The sequence below is a fragment of the Cryptosporangium sp. NPDC048952 genome, assembly GCF_043197895.1.
GTDB lineage: Bacteria > Actinomycetota > Actinomycetes > Mycobacteriales > Cryptosporangiaceae > Cryptosporangium.
Map to the genome: position 1 here is coordinate 1,033,084 of NZ_JBICTY010000001.1, position 17,188 is coordinate 1,050,271.

A 17,188-nucleotide genomic window follows, 5' to 3' on the forward strand; every position below is an offset into this window, starting at 1 on the left:
GTGGCGTATGGCGCGACCGCCCGAATCGTGTCACCGTGGCTAACATGGCGGAGAAAGGTCTCAATGCGACTGCAGCAGCCCTGCTCGGGCTGCTCCACGAAGGTCCGATGACAGGTGGCCAGCTCATGGCCACTGCGGAGAACAGATTGGGTCCGTTCTGGACCACGACTCGGAGCCAGGTATACCGCGAACTGCCGGTGCTGGCCGAGAGAGGGTTCGTTCGGCTAGGAAGACCCGGCCCCCGCTCTTCGCAGCCCTATGCGATCACCGCGTCCGGTAAGCGGGTGTTCGCGAAGTGGCTGGGCGAGGACGCGGGGCGAGACCAGCTGCGCAACCCGCTCATGCTGCGGGCGGCCTTCGGGTCTCTGCACAAGCCGCAGCAGCTCCAGGAGCTGTACGCGGAGCGTCGGGAAGAGCACAACGCACGTCTGGCCGAGCTCCGGGAGGAGCTCAAAGAGGTCAAGAAGCGCGATGACGCGTTCCAAGCCGCAACGTTGGAATTCGCGATCCAGTACCAACGGTCGATCCTGAAGTGGCTCGACACGGCCCCGGGGTTGTCCGGGAGCTGAACCAAACCCGTTCCCGGCCGCGCGTGAGTACCGGGTGGCGCCACGCTCGGCCGGGAACGAAACCTTTCGGAGCACCAACGGCAGTGAAGCGGGCACGCCCCGCGAGCGCGTAGGCTGGCTAGCTGTGGCTGCCGTCGACCTTCATGAAGAGCTCAAGGCTCTCGATACGACCATGACCTCGGTCGAGAGCGTCATCGACCTCGACAAGCTCCGGCGCGAGCTCGCGGAGCTGAACGAGGCGGCCGCTACGCCCGACCTGTGGGACGACCAGGAGCGCGCGCAAGGCGTCACGTCGCGCCTCTCGTGGGTCCAGGGCGAGCTCAACAAGATCGAAGGCATCCGCCAGCGACTCGAGGACGCCCAGCTCCTGCTGGAGATGGCCGAAGCCGAGGACGACGCCGGTTCGGTCCAGGAAGTCGCGACCGAGCTGCAGTCCCTGCGCGCCACGGTCGAGGAGCTCGAGGTCCGCACGCTCCTCTCCGGCGAGTACGACCCGCGCGAGGCGCTCGTCACGATCCGCGCCGAGGCCGGCGGTGTCGACGCGGCCGACTTCGCCGAGATGCTGCTGCGGATGTACCTGCGCTGGGCCGAGCGTCACCACTACGGCACCGAGGTCTACGACACCTCCTACGCCGAAGAGGCAGGCATCAAGTCCGCGACGTTCACCGTGCGGGCCCCGTACGCCTACGGCACGCTCTCGGTCGAGCAGGGCACGCACCGGCTCGTCCGCATCAGCCCCTACGACAACCAGGGTCGCCGCCAGACGTCGTTCGCCGGCGTCGAGGTGCTGCCGGTCGTCGAGACCACCGACCACGTCGACATCCCCGAGAACGACCTGCGGATCGACGTCTTCCGCTCGTCGGGCCCCGGTGGTCAGAGCGTCAACACCACCGACTCGGCCGTGCGCATCACCCACCTGCCCACCGGCATCGTGGTGTCCTGCCAGAACGAGAAGTCGCAGATCCAGAACCGGGCTGCCGCGATGCGGGTTCTGCAGGCACGCCTGCTGGAGCGCCGCCGTCAGGAACAGAAAGCCGAGATGGACGCCCTGAAGGGCGATGGTGGCAACTCCTGGGGCAACCAGATGCGCTCCTACGTCGTCCACCCGTACCAGATGGTCAAGGACCTGCGCACCCAGTTCGAGGCCGGTAACCCCCAGGCCGTGTTCGACGGGGACATCGACGGGTTCATCGAGGCCGGCATCCGCTGGCGCAAGCAGCAGGACGCCCCCGTCTCCTGACGCACCCACTTCACCTACGGGCCTCTCTTCGCTGAAGGGAGGCCCGTAGTCGTACCGAACCGATCCTCCGATCGGTTAACCACCGGTCAACCTTTCCGCGTCTCCGTCCAGGTTGTCTTAGACCTGTTAACGCGACGTGTGCTCACCCGGCGGGAGCGCTCCGTGACGGGGCCGTTGACCCACGACCTGCGCCGACCGCTGCGACCAGCGGTCCCGTCCCACTACCGGGGATGACGACGTGTGTATGAAGGTTGCTTGAGAGCACCTAATGGTTGTCGTACTCACCTTAACCATCGGGCCATCGCGCCTCTTAAATCCCGCACACAACATTCGCATAGCTATGGCGTGACATCTGATTGTTAACGTATGGTCTGGCACCAGCAGCGAGTCCAGTAGTACCTGGGAATCGCGGCTACTAGGGGGCACGACGTCAGAGGTCGGCGCATGCGCTGATCCCGTCCACGGCGTGTCCTTTGTCGTTCCCAGATGTTCTTTTGATGTCCACCGACGGAATGGAAGTGCTTGAGATGGCCCGAGGCTTACGCGGTGCGCTCCGCCGTGGCCTTGCCGCGTCGATGGTGACCGGTCTGGTGACCATGGGTGCGGTGGCGCTGACCGCCGCCCCGGCGAACGCGACCGAGAACGTTGTGAAGGGCACCGCTGAGTGCGTCGACGGTCGTTACGTCGTCGAGTGGACGGTGACCAACCAGGACAAGGAAACCGACGAGAAGCTGACCGTGGCCGTCTGGCCCGAGGACAGCAAGCTCGAGCTTGACGACGAGATCGAGGCCGGCAAGACCATCGAGGGCAAGCAGTTCCTGCCCAAGGGGAGCCGGGGCGTCAAGGACGCCAAGAACCGCGACGTCGCCAAGATCCACGTCCACGGTGAGTGGCGCAAGGACGGCAAGAAGGTCGAGCACGACGAGTTCGTCGACGTGCCGCTGCCCGGCGACAACTGCGGTGGCAAGCCGCGGCCGACCCAGAAGCCCGACGAGGACGAGGCGTCTGCCGCGATCGTCCTGAGCTGCGAGGCCTTCTCGATCGAGCTCACCAACCCGACGGACCGGCCGGTTCGCTTCCGCGTGTTCATCAAGCTCGACGACAACGAGCCGCTGACCGAGGACTTCAAGGTCGACGCCGGCGACTCGCTGACGCTGCCCGAGGACCTCGACAAGGACGACGCCGGCTCGGTGGCCAAGGTGTCGGAGGACGGCGAGCTGGACTTCTCGAAGATCAAGGTCGCTGTCGCGATCCGCGACAAGAAGCTGGCCGAGAAGAGCCTCGACGTCACCAAGTGCGAGGACGAGGACAACAACGCCGAGGAGACCGAGTCTCCCGAGGCCAGCCCGAGCGCCAGCGCCAGCGAGGTTGCCTCCGGTGGCGAGGACAACGAGGCTGAGCCGTCGCCGGCCGCCGAAGAGGACAGCCTGCCCGTGACCGGTGCCAGCCTGGGTGGCCTCATCGCCGCCGCCGTGCTGGTCCTGGGCCTGGGTATCGGCATGGTCGTCTTCACCCGCCGCAAGAAGCGCGCCTGACGCCAAGGCTCGCCCGTAAATAGCACTGCCTGAAATGGTTGGCCCGGCCGCTCGTGCGGCCGGGCCAACTGCTTGTGCGGATCTGCTGGTGGCGACGAACCTATTCGCATCTCTAGCCGATTCTTATCGCCGCATTAAGGATTTTCGGCGGGCTGAATCGTCGGGGACCGCAATTCCGAGGTCGCGGTAGTGGATCCCGTCGGGGCCGCGACTTCCGGGGTTGCGCTCTCGGTGACAGACCATTGGCAACGTGCGGTGGTTGCGCAGAGTGAGACGGCTCCGAACACCCACCAGTCACGCCCTGAACCACCCGTAACACCGGTGGAAACGAGCGTACGTACGGGCCGACTCTGAACAAGACCGTAGGAGAGCTGTGTAGCCCGGCCTGAGCGAGCGGGCGGTATGGCTAAACTCGGCCACCGTGATCACCCTCGACCGCGTGACCAAGACGTACCCGAAGTCGCGTCGCCCTGCCCTCGACGACGTGAACGTCAACGTCGAGAAGGGCGAGTTCGTCTTCTTCATCGGGCCGTCGGGTTCGGGGAAGTCTACGTTCATCCGGTTGCTCCTCAAAGAGGACACGGCAACGACCGGCAAGGTCCTGGTGGCCGGCCGGGACGTCGCGACGATCCGGCCGTGGAAGGTCCCTCAGCTGCGGCGCAGTGTCGGCTGCGTGTTCCAGGACTTCCGGCTGCTTCCCAACAAGACCGCGGCGGAAAACGTCGCGTTCGCGCTGGAGGTCATCGGGAAGACCCGCTCGGTCATCCGCCGGGTCGTGCCCGAGGTGCTGAGCCTGGTCGGTCTCGAGGGCAAGGAGAACCGGTACCCGCACGAGCTCTCGGGTGGTGAGCAGCAGCGCGTCGCGGTGGCGCGCGCGTTCGTCAACCGGCCGCTGGTGCTGCTGGCCGACGAGCCGACCGGAAACCTCGACCCCGATACGTCGATCGAGATCATGCGACTGCTCGACCGGATCAACCGCACCGGCACCACGGTGGTCATGGCCACGCACGACTCGAACATCGTGAACCAGATGCGCCGTCGCGTGGTCGAGCTCGACCGCGGCCGGATCATCCGCGACCAGGCTCGCGGCGTCTACGGGTGAGAAATCCCGGCACCGAGCGCTAGCGCCCCCCATTCCATCCTTCTGAGGAATCCATGCGTGCCAAGTTCGTCCTGACCGAAGCTGCGACCGGCCTGTGGCGCAACGTCACGATGACGGTCGCTCTGATCCTCACCACGGCGATCTCGCTGGCGCTGCTCGGTGCGGGAGGCTTGCTGTACACGCAGGTCAACAAGACCAAGGACCTGCTGTACGCCCAGGTGGAGGTCACGATCTTCCTGGAGACCGCGGTCACGGCCGAGCAGAAGGACGCCCTCCAGCAGAAGCTGGAGAGCGACTCGTCGATCAAGTCGGTCACGTACGAGAGCAAGCAGGAGGCGTACGAGCGCTTCAAGGAGCTCTTCGCCGAGTCGCCCGACCTGGTGGAGAACACCAAGCCCGAGTCGCTACCGGAGTCCTTCCGCATCAAGCTGGAAGATCCGTCGCAGGCCAACGCCGTCGACGCGAAGTACAAGAACGAAGCCGGCGTCGACGTCGTCTCGACGCAGCAGGAGCTGGTCGGTCGCCTGTTCGACGCGATCGACGCGGTCAAGAACCTCTCGCTGGTCGTCTCGCTGGTCTCCGGCGCCGCCGCGATCCTGCTGATCGGTAACACGATCCAGGTGGCCGCCTACAGTCGGCGGCGCGAGGTCAGCATCATGAAGCTCGTCGGCGCGTCGAACTGGTACGTGCGGCTGCCGTTCATCCTGGAGGCCGCCGTCGCCGGTCTGATCGGTGCGATTTTGGCCTCGGTCGGTCTGGCGATCGCGAAGGTGATCGTCATCGACGACGCGTTGAAGGCGCTGGGGCAGAACAGCGTCGTGCCGTCGATCGGGTGGAGTGAAATCGCTGTCACCGCGCCGATTCTCGCCCTGGTCGCGGTACTCACCGCCGGCGTCACGGGTTGGACCACCCTGCGCTTCTACGTCAAGGTCTGATGACTCGCCGATAGGTTCGTGACTTTTGTGAACTAATCGGACTAGTCGTACCGTATCCATCCGGGAGGGTGGAATGCGGCGATTCGCAGTCTGTCTGGTGCTCGCGCTGGCGGGAGTACTCCTCGTCGATCTATCGGGCGCGTACGCCCGCAATGGTCCGACACCCGCGGAGCAGGCAGCGGCCCGCCGGGCCATGGCGCGGGCGGCCTCGATCATGGAGACCGCGACCGACCGCGCCCGAGCGGCCACCCAGGCCTTCGTCCAGACCACGCAGCAGCTGCCCGGCGTGCAGAACCGGGTCGCGGTCGCGCAGGGCCGCGTCGCTGCCGCCCAGGTCCGCGCCGCGTCCGCGGAACGGGCGTCGGCCCGCGCTGCCCGGGCGCTTCGCGTCGCCCAGGAGCATTTCGACGCCGCACAGGCGGCCGTGGAGGAAGCGCGTCAGCAACTCGGCACCTTCGTGCGGTCGACGTACGAGGGGCACTCGTACATGGTGCTGTCGGCCCTCGGGTCCGGTGGGGGACCGGACGACCTGCTCGACCGGCTCAACTACGCGACGCGGCTGGTCGGCGGACAGAGCCGCGCGGTCGACGCGGTGGAGCAGCGGCGGCAGGATCTCGCCGAGCAGCGGGCGACGGTCGCCGAACAGAAGCGCCGGGCGGACGCCGCACGGGCGCAGGCGCGCCGGGCGCTCGGTGAGGCGCGGGCCGAACAGAGCGCCGCACTCAGCGCGCAGGCCGAGATGGAAAGCCTGCTGGCCCAGCGGCGGAACGCCGTGTTCGTCGCCGGGCAGGAGAAGCGGGCCAGCGTGGCCCGGTATTACGAGGCGCGCGCCGAGTCGAACCGGATCGGGCAGGCGCTGCGGGAGGCCGCACGGCAGGCGCGCGGAGGCACGACGCGTACCCGGGGTGCCCGGCCGCGGATGCTGACCCGCCCGGGGCAGCTGTCGATGCCGGTGTCGGGGTGGAAGTCCAGCGACTTCGGCTGGCGCTTCGACCCGTACTATCACCGGGCGCAGCTGCATGCCGGTACCGACTTCGCGGCTCCGTCCGGAGCGCCGATCCGGGCCGCGGCCGGCGGCGTGGTCGTGCGGGCCGGCTGGAACGGTGGCTACGGCAACTACACGTGCATCTACCACGGTGGCGACCTGTCCACCTGCTACGGCCACCAGTCCAAGATCCTGGTGTGGGCGGGGGAGCAGGTGAGCCGCGGCGAGACGATCGGCCTGGTCGGGACGACCGGTGCGTCGACCGGCGACCACCTGCACTTCGAAGTGCGGATCGACGGCAATCCGGTGAATCCGCTCCCGTACCTCTGAAAGCTCGAGTCCTCTGCTGGAATATCTCGTGGCCTCTCGCCGTAGGATCAAAGTTCGGATCTTTTGAGAGGCAGGAGGGTCGATGCCGCGGGAAACCGGACGCAAGGTCATCGCGTCCAACCGCAAGGCTCGGCACGATTACGCCGTGCTCGACACCTGGGAGGCCGGCGTCGTGCTGACCGGCACCGAGGTCAAGTCGCTGCGTGCCGGCCGGGCCTCACTGGTCGACGGGTTCGCGCTGGTCGACGACGGTGAGGTCTACCTGCACGGTGTCCACATCCCGGAGTACGTGGCCGGCACCTGGACCAACCATGCGCCGCGTCGCGTCCGGAAGCTGCTGTTGCACCGGGCGGAGATCGAGAAGCTGATCGGCAAAATCAAGGAGGGTGGGCTGACGCTCGTCCCGCTGTCGCTCTACTTCCTCGATGGGAAAGCCAAGGTCGAGCTGGCGCTGGCGCGCGGTAAGAAGGCGTGGGACAAGCGGCAGGACATGGCCAAGCGGGACTCCGACCGGGAGATCGCCAAGGCCTATGGGCGCAATCTCAAGGGCCGGCGCTAGAATGGTTGGAGCAACACCGACCAGGGGGTGATTGGTCTCGACACCGGACGTTGAGACAGGGGAAGCGGGCCGAGGAAGGCAACGATGAGCTCGTAAACCATGCGTTGCAACCAATTAAGCGCCGACTCTGATCAGCGCGCGTACTCCCTCGCCGCCTGAGGCTAGGTAGTCGCTGTCAGTCCGGGAGTGCCTTCGGCCCGGGTCCTGGCATCAGCAAGAGGGCTTACTGACTGGTCCGGCTATCGGGACCGGTTGGGACATCTCACAGTGGCTGGGCTCGTCACACTGGCTTGTTCGCGTGACCAGGGGAGCCGAGTAGAGACATAGCGAACTGCGCCCGGAGAAGACCTGTTGAGGCGACGGTGGACGCGGGTTCGATTCCCGCCACCTCCACTCACCGAAAGCCCCGGCCCCCAGCGGCCGGGGCTTTCGCTTGCCGCGACTTGATGGCGGGAGCTCCTCTACCCCACTACAGTTGTAGCACGCAAGTTGTTTTGGTCGAGGAGACACATTCCCCATGGCTGATTCGAGCGTCATCGCCCCCGAGCAGGCGCCCGCTACCCCTGACGACACCGTGACCGAGCTGGGCCGTCAGCTCGCCCGCTTCGGCCGGGCGATGGTGCGCCACAAGGCGCACCAGGCCGCCAGCGTCGGTGAGGCCGCGAGCGCGGCCTACGGGCTGCTCTTCCCGCTCGCCGAGCGTCCGCAACGGGCCGGGGCGCTCGCCGAGGCGGTGCACGCGGACCCGTCGACGGTGAGCCGCCAGATCGCCCAGCTCGTCGATCGTGGTCTGGTGGAACGCCAGCCCGATCCGGCCGACGGCCGCGCCTGCGTGCTGGTGCCCACGGAGTCCGGCCACGAGACGATGGCCGCGCTGCGGCGCCGGCGCGACGAGCACCTCGCCGCGGTGCTGCAGCACTGGCCGGCGGAGGACGTGCACGAACTCGTCGACCTGCTCAGCCGCTTCATCACCGACTTCGAGACCACCGGGGCGCCCGCGGAGCCGCGTTGATGTCGGTGGGGGTGGCTATCGTCATCGAGAGTCTCGCGGGGAGGCGGGTATGGCGGTACGCAGGAGGTCGAGGTGGGCGCGGCGGTCGGTGCACGCCCGGGTCGACAGTGGTGACGGAGCGGTCTGCCGGTGGTGTCTGCGCAAGTGGCCGTGTGGGGGTGCTCAGTTGAACGGAGATGCGCGACACTGATCGAACCACTCGCTGTAGCTCAGTGGACAGAGCCCTTGGAGTATCTCTGGGGAGACGCCGGTTCGACTCCGGCCGGCGAGTGAATTCTTTCTACGGCAGGTCGAACGCGATCTCGATGCCGTCGAGCGCGTGGGAGCAGGCGCAGTCGCGTTCCGTGGGTAGCGCGGCCGCGGTGCGCAGGACCAGGGCGCGCATCCGGTCGGTGTTCTCGGCGAACACGCGGAACACCTCTTCCTGCGTGACCTCCTCGCCGGCGTCCACTCCGGCGTCCAGATCGGTCACCAGAGCCACCGCCGTGTAGCAGACGGCCAACTCGCGGGCCAGCACCGCCTCCGGGTGGCCGGTCATGTTCACGACCGACCAGCCCTGCGCGCTGAACCAGCGGGACTCCGCGCGGGTCGAGAACCGCGGTCCTTCGACGACGACCATCGTGCCGCCGTCGACCGGGCTGACCTCGGTCGCGCAGGCGAGCGCGGTCTTCCGGCCGGTGGGGCAGTACGGGTCGGCGAACGACACGTGCACGGCGCCGACGTCGTGGAACGTCTGGTCGCGTCCGGACGTCCGGTCGACGAGTTGGTCGGGCACGACGAACGTTCCGGGGCCCAGCTCAGGGCGCAAGCCACCGACCGCGCACGGTGCCAGGATCTGTCGTACACCCAGCGAGCGCAGCGCCCAGATGTTGGCGCGGTACGGGATCTTGTGCGGGGGATACCGGTGGTCGCGTCCGTGCCGGGGCAGGAACGCGACGCTCCGCCCCTCGACGGTGCCGATCGTGATCGGATCGCTCGGCGCACCGTACGGCGTGTCCAGCGTCACTTCGTCGACGTCGTCCAGCAGTGCGTAGAGGCCGGAGCCTCCGATCACGGCGACATCCGGGCGCGCAGTCGTCATGTGGCCGACCTTACGGCCATCGATGTGTAGCGATGCGGCGGTGGGGTACCTAACCATCAGTCATCGGAAGGGAGTCCGAAGTGAGCTTCGACGACAAGACCCAGAACAAGGCCCAGGAGCTGAAGGGCGAGGCCAAGGAGCGTTGGGGCGGCGCCACCGGTAACGAGAGTCTGCAGGCCGAGGGTGCTGCGGACAAGTCGGAATCCCGCATCAAGCAGGCCGGTGAGCACATCAAGGACGCAGCTTCCAGCGTGAAGGACGCGTTCAAGAAGTAGTCACACAGCGTCGCCGGTCCCCGTTCCGGGGGCCGGCGTTTTGCTGTACCACCTTCGCTGGCCGGGGTCACGTCTGTGACGTGGCACTCGCGTGTCGGCGAACAAAATGGCATGCTCCGTCGAGCGCTCCTGGGCGACAGCGCGAACGACGGCGGGGGTGGTTCGGCATGATCACTGGCATGCCGGCGGAAGACCTGACGGGGCGCCTCTTGGTCGCCTCTCCTTCGTTGAAGGATCCGAACTTCGAGCGTTCGGTCGTGCTGCTGATCGCACACGAACCGAGTGGGGCGCTCGGCGTGGTTCTGAACCGCGCCACGGAGGTTCAGGTCGAAGATGTGCTCGACGGCTGGCAGGACTTCGCGGCGCAGCCGCAGGTGGTGTTCGAGGGTGGTCCGGTGCAGCCCGAGGCCGCGATCTGCCTGGCCCGGGTCCGCCCCGGGACGTCGCCGGACGGTTTCAGCCGCGTCGAGGGAGTCGTGGGCACCGTTGACCTCTCGGCCAGCCCCGACGGTTTCAACGGGTCGCTGGACCGCCTGCGGGTGTTCGCCGGCTACGCGGGGTGGGACGCCGACCAGCTGGAGTCGGAGATCGAGCAGGGAGCCTGGCTAGTCCTGGACGCCCTGCCGGGTGACGCGTTCATGCCGCAGCCGGAGGACCTGTGGTCGATGGTGCTGCGGCGGCAGGGCGGCATGCTGGCCGCGCTGGCGTTCTATCCGGCGGATCCGCAGCTGAACTAGCGCGGGGTGGGCCGGTTCGGTCGTCGTCCGCTGGTTGTGTACTATTCAGCAGTCGGTCCGGAACGGGCCGGACGGGGCTGTGGCGCAGCTGGTAGCGCACCACACTGGCAGTGTGGGGGTCAGGGGTTCGAGTCCCCTCAGCTCCACCCCGTCGAGCAGGGCAGAGCCGGGTCTTCGGACCCGGCTACCTTGTTTTCAGGCCTGGCGCACAGGTGACACTCGATGTATCGTCCGGCCCCATCCGTCGAGGGTGGCGCGCTCGGTTCCGCGATGGTGAGAACCGACCAGTAGCAGCCGTTGCAAATGATTTGCAATCGATGCTTCCTGCTGTGGAATTCACTCGACGGGAGAATAACTCTCCGCCACGAATTGATGGACATCGAGTCTGTCTGACCAAGAAGTCGGGGGACGGCTCACTAAGGCTCACCGGGGAATGCACGGTTGGCCCAGGGGTCGGGGTACGATTTTCGACAACACGGGCCGGGACGCATACCAGTGAGCTCCGGCGAGCCAATTGGTGCCGCTAGGCGTATCACTACGAGCCCGTCGCGTCAGCGGTTCGACGCGGGAAGGAGAGTGATCCGATGGTGGCAGACCTCCTCGAGGTCGAGGTTCCGAGTGATGAGTTGATCGAGTTTTCGACTCAGCCTCTCCCTCCACGACTCGAGATGCTCGTGTTACTCGAGTTACTCAGGAACGATCCCGTGACGTGGGTGCTGTTGCTTTGCTATCTGCTCGAAGGAGGGTCGGAATAGCTAACTGGTGGCGGCCTGAGGAAGCTCGAGGGCGATCTGACCCTCGACCCCACCAGGCTGCGCTCCGAAAGCGGTCTCGTCGGCCCTCTCGAGTGACACCAGCTCGACCTTCAGCTCGTAACCGGCGGCGTTGAGGTACCGTGCGAGCTTCTTGATACTGACGTTGCCGTCGTTGGCAAGGGTTCGTTGTACGCGCCAACGCGCGATGCCCAGTCTGGCGGCCAGTTCGTCCTCGCTGACGCTGCGGCACGCGGCTCTCAGTGCGACCAGGACGTCGTAGCGGAGCCTGGCGTCCGACAGTGCGGCCGAGCCCGTCTCCGTGCTTCGAAGGTAATCAAGTAAGCTGGTCACAGCGGGCGTCCTCTCGCCGAATCCAATCGGCATGGTCGATCTGGTTTCGGGGAATACGCTGGCCCTGCTTTTTAAAACCATGGGTCAAACGCACGACCGTATGGTGCTCGCAGCGTTTCTGTGCTTCGCCGGTGACGCGGAAAAAGGGTAACCGGACATCGCCGGCTCTTAATTCCCACAGGCCTTGCCGAAGCTCTTTGATGTCCCGCCCCAAATGCTCTTCACCGTGGCGTGAATATGTTTCGAGACATGCCTGGATCTTCGCCAGCCGAGTCTCGTCGCCATCACGTTTGAGCTCTTCGATGAACTGAGCAGAAGGCGTCTGCTCGTTTACTCGCGCACCTTCGACGAGTCCGCCTGCCCCGCGGCCGAATCGCACCCGACCACAATGATCACATCGCCGCGACGTGTTGAACCCCGGCATTCAATTCCCCCCAGCAAGCCGCTGACCCTGATCAGTAAAGACTTGACTGATCAACGACTGTAGCGTATGGACGGTCGCCGGGTACTTCCGGCGGCCGTTTAGACCACTGTTCTGGGGCCACGCGGATGCCTCGCTCCCGGTCGTCCGGGCGGTACTGACATCACGGGGCCGGCTCGCTGCCTGATCGGTTCCGGCGCAGGTAGACCTCCCTGGCGAGACGCACTCTCCCGAGTTGTGCCGAACGGGAGGTACGCGCCTCCAACAGGCGGATCGAGCAGCAAAGAGCGCGGCAAAGTGATGGCTGTTCGGCGCTCCCTATCCACATGACGGCTGGCATGTTGGCGTCAAATGAGTGACACTGGACTGGGTTCCGAAGGATTGGAGTATTGCACTTTGCGCGCTGCATGTTGCAGCACGACTTACGCGTACACGTATCAGTTGACGTGTTTTGTTGTGTCTTTCCCTGCCTGTGGCGGCGCGACGGAACTTCTGCACGGTGCTGATTGATGAACGTCGCAGGAGGGGGGAGCGAGCCTCATGGCAGATCGTTCGGGCGAGGATGTCACCGGCGCTGGCCGTGGCGAGTCGCCGCCGCGCGCGCGAGCTGAACGCCCTGCACGGCTTTCGGTGAATCTGGGTAGCGGCCCTGCTGAAGCGCTGCGGGAACTGATGGCAAGCAAAGGAATATCGGCAACCGAGGCCATTCGCCGTGCAATCTCCGTCTGGAGGTTCATCGAGGACGAACAGGGGCGCGGTAATCGAATCGCGGTCATTGAGACCGCACAGGGCAAGCAGAACGTCCGTGAGGTGCTGTTCCGAATGGAATGAACGGCCCGCGCTTGACCGGAGAAGCTCAGCTGGAAACCAAGAACCGGACAGTTCCGTGAGGACTGTCCGGTTCTTGGGCTGTCGAGCTCCGACGGGACGGCTCCCGGCTAGGCCGAGCGCTGTGCCAGTACGTCGGGCTCCCGCCAGCCGAGCAGTAGGAGCCTGCGCAGCCAGCGGCGTCGCCCTGCGGCTTCGATGATCGCCAGGCGGTTACCGGCGCGCTGTTCGTCCTCGACGAACTTCAAGAGTGAGATGGCGCGACGTACCGCCTCTGTCGCGCTGATGTCTTGCCGGGTCATGATTTCGCGTAGTGCGGCGGCCGGCTCTTCCCCCAGGTTGACCGACAAGCGCGCCGGTCGTGTCGATGGTCCGGCTAACGACGCGGCGCTCTCGGTGTCCGGCTGCGCTGGAACGTTGTCGTTCTGTGTCGCCATTGCGTTCCCCCTCCCTTGCTGCGTCGGCGGCCGCAGGACTTCGCTTCCACGGTCCACCGCAGGGGGCTGCCGAACGTTGTCCACCGTCGAAGACGGCATCAGCAACAACGTCTCTGATCTGGTGTGAGCGGCGGATATATGGCGCAGCGTCATTGCGCACCGCCCCGCGCGTCATCGAAATCGCCCCCCGGCGACCTCCCCCCGGTCACGCCATGAGAGTAACTAACGACCTTCATGCTTGCCACCCCTCTGATGCACCATGGTCTCCCCTCCGCGTACCACTGTAGCCATATGGCTGTAGAGTTGCTGTATCAATTGCTGACACCGTACGTTTACAGTGCTTCCAGCGCATAGCCAAAGCCGGTAGCATCGCTGCAGACTTCGGTCGGTCGACGTCTGGCTACGTGCCGACCTTCCGCCACTACGAAAACGCTGAGGGGTGCACTTGCCTACCTACGGGGCAAGCGGTCCAGGTCCCTTCGAGGGTGGTGAGCCGAGCGGGGAGCGGAACGACATCGTTGAGAACGAGACCCCGGGTGATCACCTCACCCCGCCTGTGACGGTGCGGACCCTCCGCCTCTGGATCGTTCGACGACTCGCGATCGTCGGTCCGAGGCTCTGGAGGGGGAGCCTCGGACCGAAGCACAGGTCTCGCCGGGGACCTGTGTAGTCGCAGCGCCAGGGGCCGCTGCGGCCCCTGGCGCTGTGGCTCACTCAGCCTCCGGCCGGACGGACCCGAACGGCACGAAAGCGGCGCTACGGAAAACCTCCCCGTAGCGCCGCTTCTGAGTTTGTTGACGCTCACTCCATGTGGAACAGCACTTCGCGGACGTTTTGCTTACCGCCAGCTGTCTCGATGACCGCGATTCGGTTGCCGCGGGCCTGCTCGTCCTCGATGAACTTCCAGACGGAGATGGCCCGCCGGATCGCCTCGGTGGCGGTGATGTCCTTGCTCTCCATGAGCTCGCGCAGGGCCGTGGCTGGTCCTGTTCCCAGGTTGACCGAGAGCCGTGCGGGTCGGTTAGTTGATTTCCCTCGCGGAGGAGACTCCTCGTCGAGGTTTTCCGTCTCCTTGGGCGACGCGGGCATCAATCCGCTTCCTTCCTGAATCTCGAGCAACCTCTCGAGGTGGGTTGCCGGCGAGTTCGGAGACGAGAACCGCAGACACTTCTTCCCCTGTGACGCCCCACAGTTTGCTCAGAGATGTCCCGGCTCATCTCGTGCATCGCCTCAATCGCGGTAGACCGCCCGCATGCCGACTACGGCGTGTAGGCGTTACAAGTCTAACCGATTTCGTCGTCATTAGACCATCACCCGGCGGTAAGGGCTGTCGTCACAGAGGTACTGACGGACGCATGCTGCACTCGTCCCGGCGACACACCATGGCTAGGCTGTTCCATGCGAACAGTAGAAGTGCCGTGGTTTTGCTGTAGGTTTTACAGCCAAAGGTAGTAACGTCTGCGAGAGGACCGTTCGGTGGCCACCAGCTCGGACGACTTCGTTGAGTCTCTGGAGCCGGACGAGAAGCTCTACACCGTATTCACGGATGCGTTACCGCGTATTCGCGTCCGACGCGATCACCGGGTGGAGCTCGACGACGAGCCCGGTAGTGACGGTCCGGCCAGCCGTGACGATGACTGATCGAGCAGGAGGCGCCGGTCATGTCCGAGCGTGAAGGTCAGGAACCGGCAGGTCAGCAGCCGGAGCGTCTCCACGACTTCATCGAGGTCGGCCCTTTTGAGCCCACCGCCGATGACGTCGTCAGCAACGAGCCCCCGAACGACGACATCGTCGAGCCGTCGGTCAAGCGTGTGATCGAACTCGGCACGCATGAGATGCGCAAGTGGATCACGCGTTACCTGCTGATCGCACTCTCCGTGGTGTTGGCCTTCGGCGCGGTCGCTGCGTTCGTGGGAGACAAGCAGTGGGAGCGCATGAGCGCCTACCTCAACATGGTGCTCGGAGGGCTCACGGCGCTGACCGCCACAGCGGTGGGCTTCTACTTCGGGTCGAAGAAGTTCGAGGACGAGTCCAGCGCAGAGCGCCGCCGGTGACGAGGTGCCGGCGGCGGGGGTGCCGACGGTTCAGAGCACCGGCCAGTCGTAGACGTAGGGGAGGCCCGAGCGGCCCATGATCGCGTCCGCGGTCGCCTGGGCGTCAGCGAGCACCTTCTCCTCGTCGAGCGTCGTGCAGGCGTAGTTGTCCACGACGCGCTTGCCGTCGATCCAGACGCTGTGCACGCCCCGCCCGTCGGCGGACCACACCAGCTGGCGGACGTAGTTGTTCACCGGCCGCCACTCGGGCCGGTCGAGGTCGTGCAGCACGATGTCGGCCTTCATACCGACGGCGAGGCTGCCGATCGAATCGGCCATCCCCATCGCGCGGGCGCCGTTCACGGTGGCCATCTCGAGAGCGCTCGTCGCGGGGAAGAGCGACGTGTCGCGGCGGGCGTCCTTGAACAGCCCCGCCATCAGGTTCATCGGTTTCATCATGTCGGCGATGTCTGATCCGTCAGTACCCAAAGCCAGATTGACGCCAGCCGCGGCCATTTCCGGGAAGCGGCCCACCGCCGCGCTGCCGTAACCGCCCTTGAGTGCGGCGGCCGGGCAGTGCGTCACGTTCGTGCCCGACTCGGCGAGCAGAGCCAGCTCGCTCTCGTCCACATGCACCATGTGCACGAGGTTGAGGTTCGGCCCGAGCACTCCCAGGCTCGCGAGGTGCTCCACCGGGCGCCGACCCGTGTTCGCGACGAACCACTCGGCGTCGTTCGGGGCCGGGCTCAGGTGCGCCGAGATACCCGCGCGATGCGCGTCGGCCAGAGCTTTGGCGGCGCGCCACAACTCGTCGGTATTGGTGTTGTGGCCGACCAGCATCGGCCAGGCAGCCAGCCGCTGACCGTCACCACCCGGGTACCGGGCCAGATCCGTTTCGAGCGCGCGCAGCGCGGCGTCGGTGGCCTCCAGTTGGCCGTCCGGGCCGAACGCGCGGTCCTGCTGCCAGCGGCCGAACCGGCCGCGCAGGCCGCTGGGCTCGACCGCCTCGAAGACCTCGTCGAGGGCGACCGTCGTACTGGCATCAAGGAACGTGGTGGTTCCGGTGCGGATCATGCTGAGCGCGGCGAGCCGGGCGGCGACCTGCTGCTCCTGCGGTGTGTGGGCCTCGTAGAGCGGCATCACCCAGGTGAAGAGCGACTCGTCGAACGGAAGCGCTTCGGGCATGAAGCCCTTCAGCAGTGCTTCCGTGAGATGGACGTGGCCGTTCACGAAGCCCGGGGCGACGAGGAAGCGGCGGCCGTCGAGGGTCGTCGTGGCGGTTATGTCGAGGTCGGCGGACTTGCCGATCGCCACGATGCGGTCACCGGACCACGCGATCGCGCCGTCGGTGATGACGCGCCGCTCGGCGTCCATCGTGATGATCGTGGTGTTGCGGATGAGCGTGTCTGCGTCCACCCGTGCAGATTAGGCTCCCGCGCGCCAGATGTCGGTTGGGATGCCGAGGGCGGGGTTGTGGATTTGGCGGTGGCGGCTCAGGCCGAGCTTGGTCGCCACGCGCTGGGACCGGGTGTTCTGCGGGTGGATGATCGAGATGATCTCGGACATTCGCAGGCGACCGAAGGCGTCGTCGCGGGCGGCGGTCGCGGCTTCGGTGGCCAGTCCATGACCCCAGACGTCCGGGCTCAGACGCCAGCCGAGCTCTGGTGCGGTGCCCGCCTCGGCGAGGAACGGCGGCACGTGCGCCAGGCCGGCGAATCCGACGAAGCGTCCGTGGTACTCGACCGCCCAGGCGCCGAAGCCGTGCGTTTCCCAGTGGCCGACGATCACGCCGTAGAACGCGTCCACCGATGCGTCGTCGACCGGGCGGTTCAAATACCGGCCGACGTCCGGGTGGCGGTTGATCGCGGCCATCGCGGATTCGTCGTCGGGCCGCCAGTGGCGGAGCAGGAGCCGGTCGGTGCGCAGTTCGTCCACGCGCGCAGTATTCCGACCTGCCCGAGCACCCACCCAGTCCAATCCGCCCGTGGAGGGCGGGTTCGCGA

At 66.2% G+C, this 17,188-nt stretch carries 20 protein-coding genes, 2 tRNA genes and 1 other RNA gene; 16 read left to right on the plus strand and 7 right to left on the minus strand.

Going from position 1 to position 17,188, the window contains the following annotated elements:
* The first annotated feature begins 44 nt into the window (after positions 1-44).
* The 10 genes from ACGFY5_RS04835 (at position 45) to ACGFY5_RS04880 (ending at position 8,538) form a co-directional block, all read left to right on the plus strand.
* A complete protein-coding gene (locus tag ACGFY5_RS04835) occupies positions 45-569 on the plus strand; it encodes a PadR family transcriptional regulator (RefSeq protein WP_392717366.1) in 525 nt (174 codons plus the stop codon).
* A gap of 124 nt (positions 570-693) precedes the next feature.
* Positions 694-1,809 (plus strand): peptide chain release factor 2, encoded by a 1,116-nt coding sequence (gene prfB, locus ACGFY5_RS04840; RefSeq protein WP_392717368.1) that lies wholly within the window; start codon positions 694-696, stop codon positions 1,807-1,809.
* A 497-nt stretch (positions 1,810-2,306) separates the two neighbouring features.
* Positions 2,307-3,344, plus strand: coding sequence for an LPXTG cell wall anchor domain-containing protein (locus tag ACGFY5_RS04845; RefSeq protein ID WP_392717370.1), 1,038 nt, complete (start codon positions 2,307-2,309; stop codon positions 3,342-3,344).
* 421 nt (positions 3,345-3,765) lie between these two features.
* Positions 3,766-4,446 (plus strand): cell division ATP-binding protein FtsE, encoded by a 681-nt coding sequence (gene ftsE / locus ACGFY5_RS04850; RefSeq protein ID WP_392717372.1) that lies wholly within the window; start codon positions 3,766-3,768, stop codon positions 4,444-4,446.
* A gap of 53 nt (positions 4,447-4,499) precedes the next feature.
* Positions 4,500-5,381, plus strand: a complete 882-nt coding sequence (gene ftsX, locus ACGFY5_RS04855) for a permease-like cell division protein FtsX (RefSeq protein WP_392717374.1) — start codon at positions 4,500-4,502, stop codon at positions 5,379-5,381.
* Positions 5,382-5,454: 73 nt separating this feature from the next.
* On the plus strand, positions 5,455-6,696 hold the full coding sequence (locus ACGFY5_RS04860; RefSeq protein ID WP_392717376.1) for a M23 family metallopeptidase: 1,242 nt from the start codon (positions 5,455-5,457) through the stop codon (positions 6,694-6,696).
* Positions 6,697-6,778: 82 nt separating this feature from the next.
* Positions 6,779-7,255: an SsrA-binding protein SmpB gene (smpB, locus tag ACGFY5_RS04865; RefSeq protein WP_392717378.1), complete on the plus strand. Its 477-nt coding sequence runs from the start codon at positions 6,779-6,781 to the stop codon at positions 7,253-7,255.
* A 23-nt stretch (positions 7,256-7,278) separates the two neighbouring features.
* Positions 7,279-7,651: a transfer-messenger RNA gene (gene ssrA, locus ACGFY5_RS04870) on the plus strand.
* Between the two features lie 121 nt (positions 7,652-7,772).
* Positions 7,773-8,267 carry a MarR family winged helix-turn-helix transcriptional regulator gene (locus tag ACGFY5_RS04875; RefSeq protein ID WP_392717380.1) on the plus strand — a complete coding sequence of 165 codons (495 nt, stop codon included), beginning with the start codon at positions 7,773-7,775 and terminating at the stop codon, positions 8,265-8,267.
* 198 nt (positions 8,268-8,465) lie between these two features.
* Positions 8,466-8,538: transfer RNA gene (locus ACGFY5_RS04880), tRNA-OTHER, on the plus strand.
* Positions 8,539-8,547: 9 nt separating this feature from the next.
* Here ACGFY5_RS04880 and ACGFY5_RS04885 read toward each other — a convergent pair.
* A complete protein-coding gene (locus ACGFY5_RS04885; protein WP_392717382.1) occupies positions 8,548-9,348 on the minus strand; it encodes an S-methyl-5'-thioadenosine phosphorylase in 801 nt (266 codons plus the stop codon).
* Between the two features lie 80 nt (positions 9,349-9,428).
* Here ACGFY5_RS04885 and ACGFY5_RS04890 point away from each other — a divergent pair, with 80 nt between their 5' ends.
* The 3 genes from ACGFY5_RS04890 (at position 9,429) to ACGFY5_RS04900 (ending at position 10,506) form a co-directional block, all read left to right on the plus strand.
* The gene (locus ACGFY5_RS04890; protein WP_392717384.1) at positions 9,429-9,623 is read left to right on the plus strand and encodes a CsbD family protein; all 195 of its coding nucleotides are present in this window, start codon (positions 9,429-9,431) and stop codon (positions 9,621-9,623) included.
* 179 nt (positions 9,624-9,802) lie between these two features.
* Positions 9,803-10,360 carry a YqgE/AlgH family protein gene (locus ACGFY5_RS04895; protein ID WP_392717386.1) on the plus strand — a complete coding sequence of 186 codons (558 nt, stop codon included), beginning with the start codon at positions 9,803-9,805 and terminating at the stop codon, positions 10,358-10,360.
* Between the two features lie 73 nt (positions 10,361-10,433).
* Positions 10,434-10,506 (plus strand) — tRNA-Ala (locus ACGFY5_RS04900).
* 609 nt (positions 10,507-11,115) lie between these two features.
* Here ACGFY5_RS04900 and ACGFY5_RS04905 read toward each other — a convergent pair.
* Positions 11,116-11,466 carry a hypothetical protein gene (locus ACGFY5_RS04905; protein ID WP_392717388.1) on the minus strand — a complete coding sequence of 117 codons (351 nt, stop codon included), beginning with the start codon at positions 11,464-11,466 and terminating at the stop codon, positions 11,116-11,118.
* Complete coding sequence (locus tag ACGFY5_RS04910; protein WP_392717390.1) at positions 11,450-11,845, minus strand: type II toxin-antitoxin system RelE/ParE family toxin; 396 nt, start codon at positions 11,843-11,845, stop codon at positions 11,450-11,452. Before ACGFY5_RS04910 ends, ACGFY5_RS04905 begins: the two co-directional genes overlap by 17 nt.
* A gap of 582 nt (positions 11,846-12,427) precedes the next feature.
* Between ACGFY5_RS04910 and ACGFY5_RS04915 the strand changes: the two genes are divergently transcribed.
* A complete protein-coding gene (locus ACGFY5_RS04915) occupies positions 12,428-12,718 on the plus strand; it encodes a CopG family transcriptional regulator (RefSeq protein ID WP_392717392.1) in 291 nt (96 codons plus the stop codon).
* A 107-nt stretch (positions 12,719-12,825) separates the two neighbouring features.
* Here ACGFY5_RS04915 and ACGFY5_RS04920 read toward each other — a convergent pair whose 3' ends face one another.
* Positions 12,826-13,152 carry a CopG family transcriptional regulator gene (locus tag ACGFY5_RS04920; RefSeq protein ID WP_392717394.1) on the minus strand — a complete coding sequence of 109 codons (327 nt, stop codon included), beginning with the start codon at positions 13,150-13,152 and terminating at the stop codon, positions 12,826-12,828.
* A gap of 801 nt (positions 13,153-13,953) precedes the next feature.
* Positions 13,954-14,241: a hypothetical protein gene (locus ACGFY5_RS04925; RefSeq protein WP_392717396.1), complete on the minus strand. Its 288-nt coding sequence runs from the start codon at positions 14,239-14,241 to the stop codon at positions 13,954-13,956.
* Positions 14,242-14,628: 387 nt separating this feature from the next.
* On the opposite strand from ACGFY5_RS04925, the gene ACGFY5_RS04930 reads away from it, so the two are divergent.
* Together ACGFY5_RS04930 and ACGFY5_RS04935 are read left to right on the plus strand one after the other, a co-directional pair.
* Positions 14,629-14,793, plus strand: a complete 165-nt coding sequence (locus ACGFY5_RS04930; RefSeq protein ID WP_392717398.1) for a hypothetical protein — start codon at positions 14,629-14,631, stop codon at positions 14,791-14,793.
* Positions 14,794-14,813: 20 nt separating this feature from the next.
* Entirely contained in the window at positions 14,814-15,206 is a 393-nt protein-coding gene (locus ACGFY5_RS04935; protein ID WP_392717400.1) for a hypothetical protein, read from the plus strand.
* Positions 15,207-15,236: 30 nt separating this feature from the next.
* Here the strand turns inward: ACGFY5_RS04935 and ACGFY5_RS04940 are convergent, their stop codons facing one another.
* Both ACGFY5_RS04940 and ACGFY5_RS04945 read right to left on the minus strand, forming a co-directional pair.
* On the minus strand, positions 15,237-16,601 hold the full coding sequence (locus tag ACGFY5_RS04940) for an amidohydrolase family protein (RefSeq protein ID WP_392717402.1): 1,365 nt from the start codon (positions 16,599-16,601) through the stop codon (positions 15,237-15,239).
* Positions 16,602-16,610: 9 nt separating this feature from the next.
* The gene (locus tag ACGFY5_RS04945; RefSeq protein ID WP_392717404.1) at positions 16,611-17,120 is read right to left on the minus strand and encodes a GNAT family N-acetyltransferase; all 510 of its coding nucleotides are present in this window, start codon (positions 17,118-17,120) and stop codon (positions 16,611-16,613) included.
* Positions 17,121-17,188: the final 68 nt, after the last annotated feature.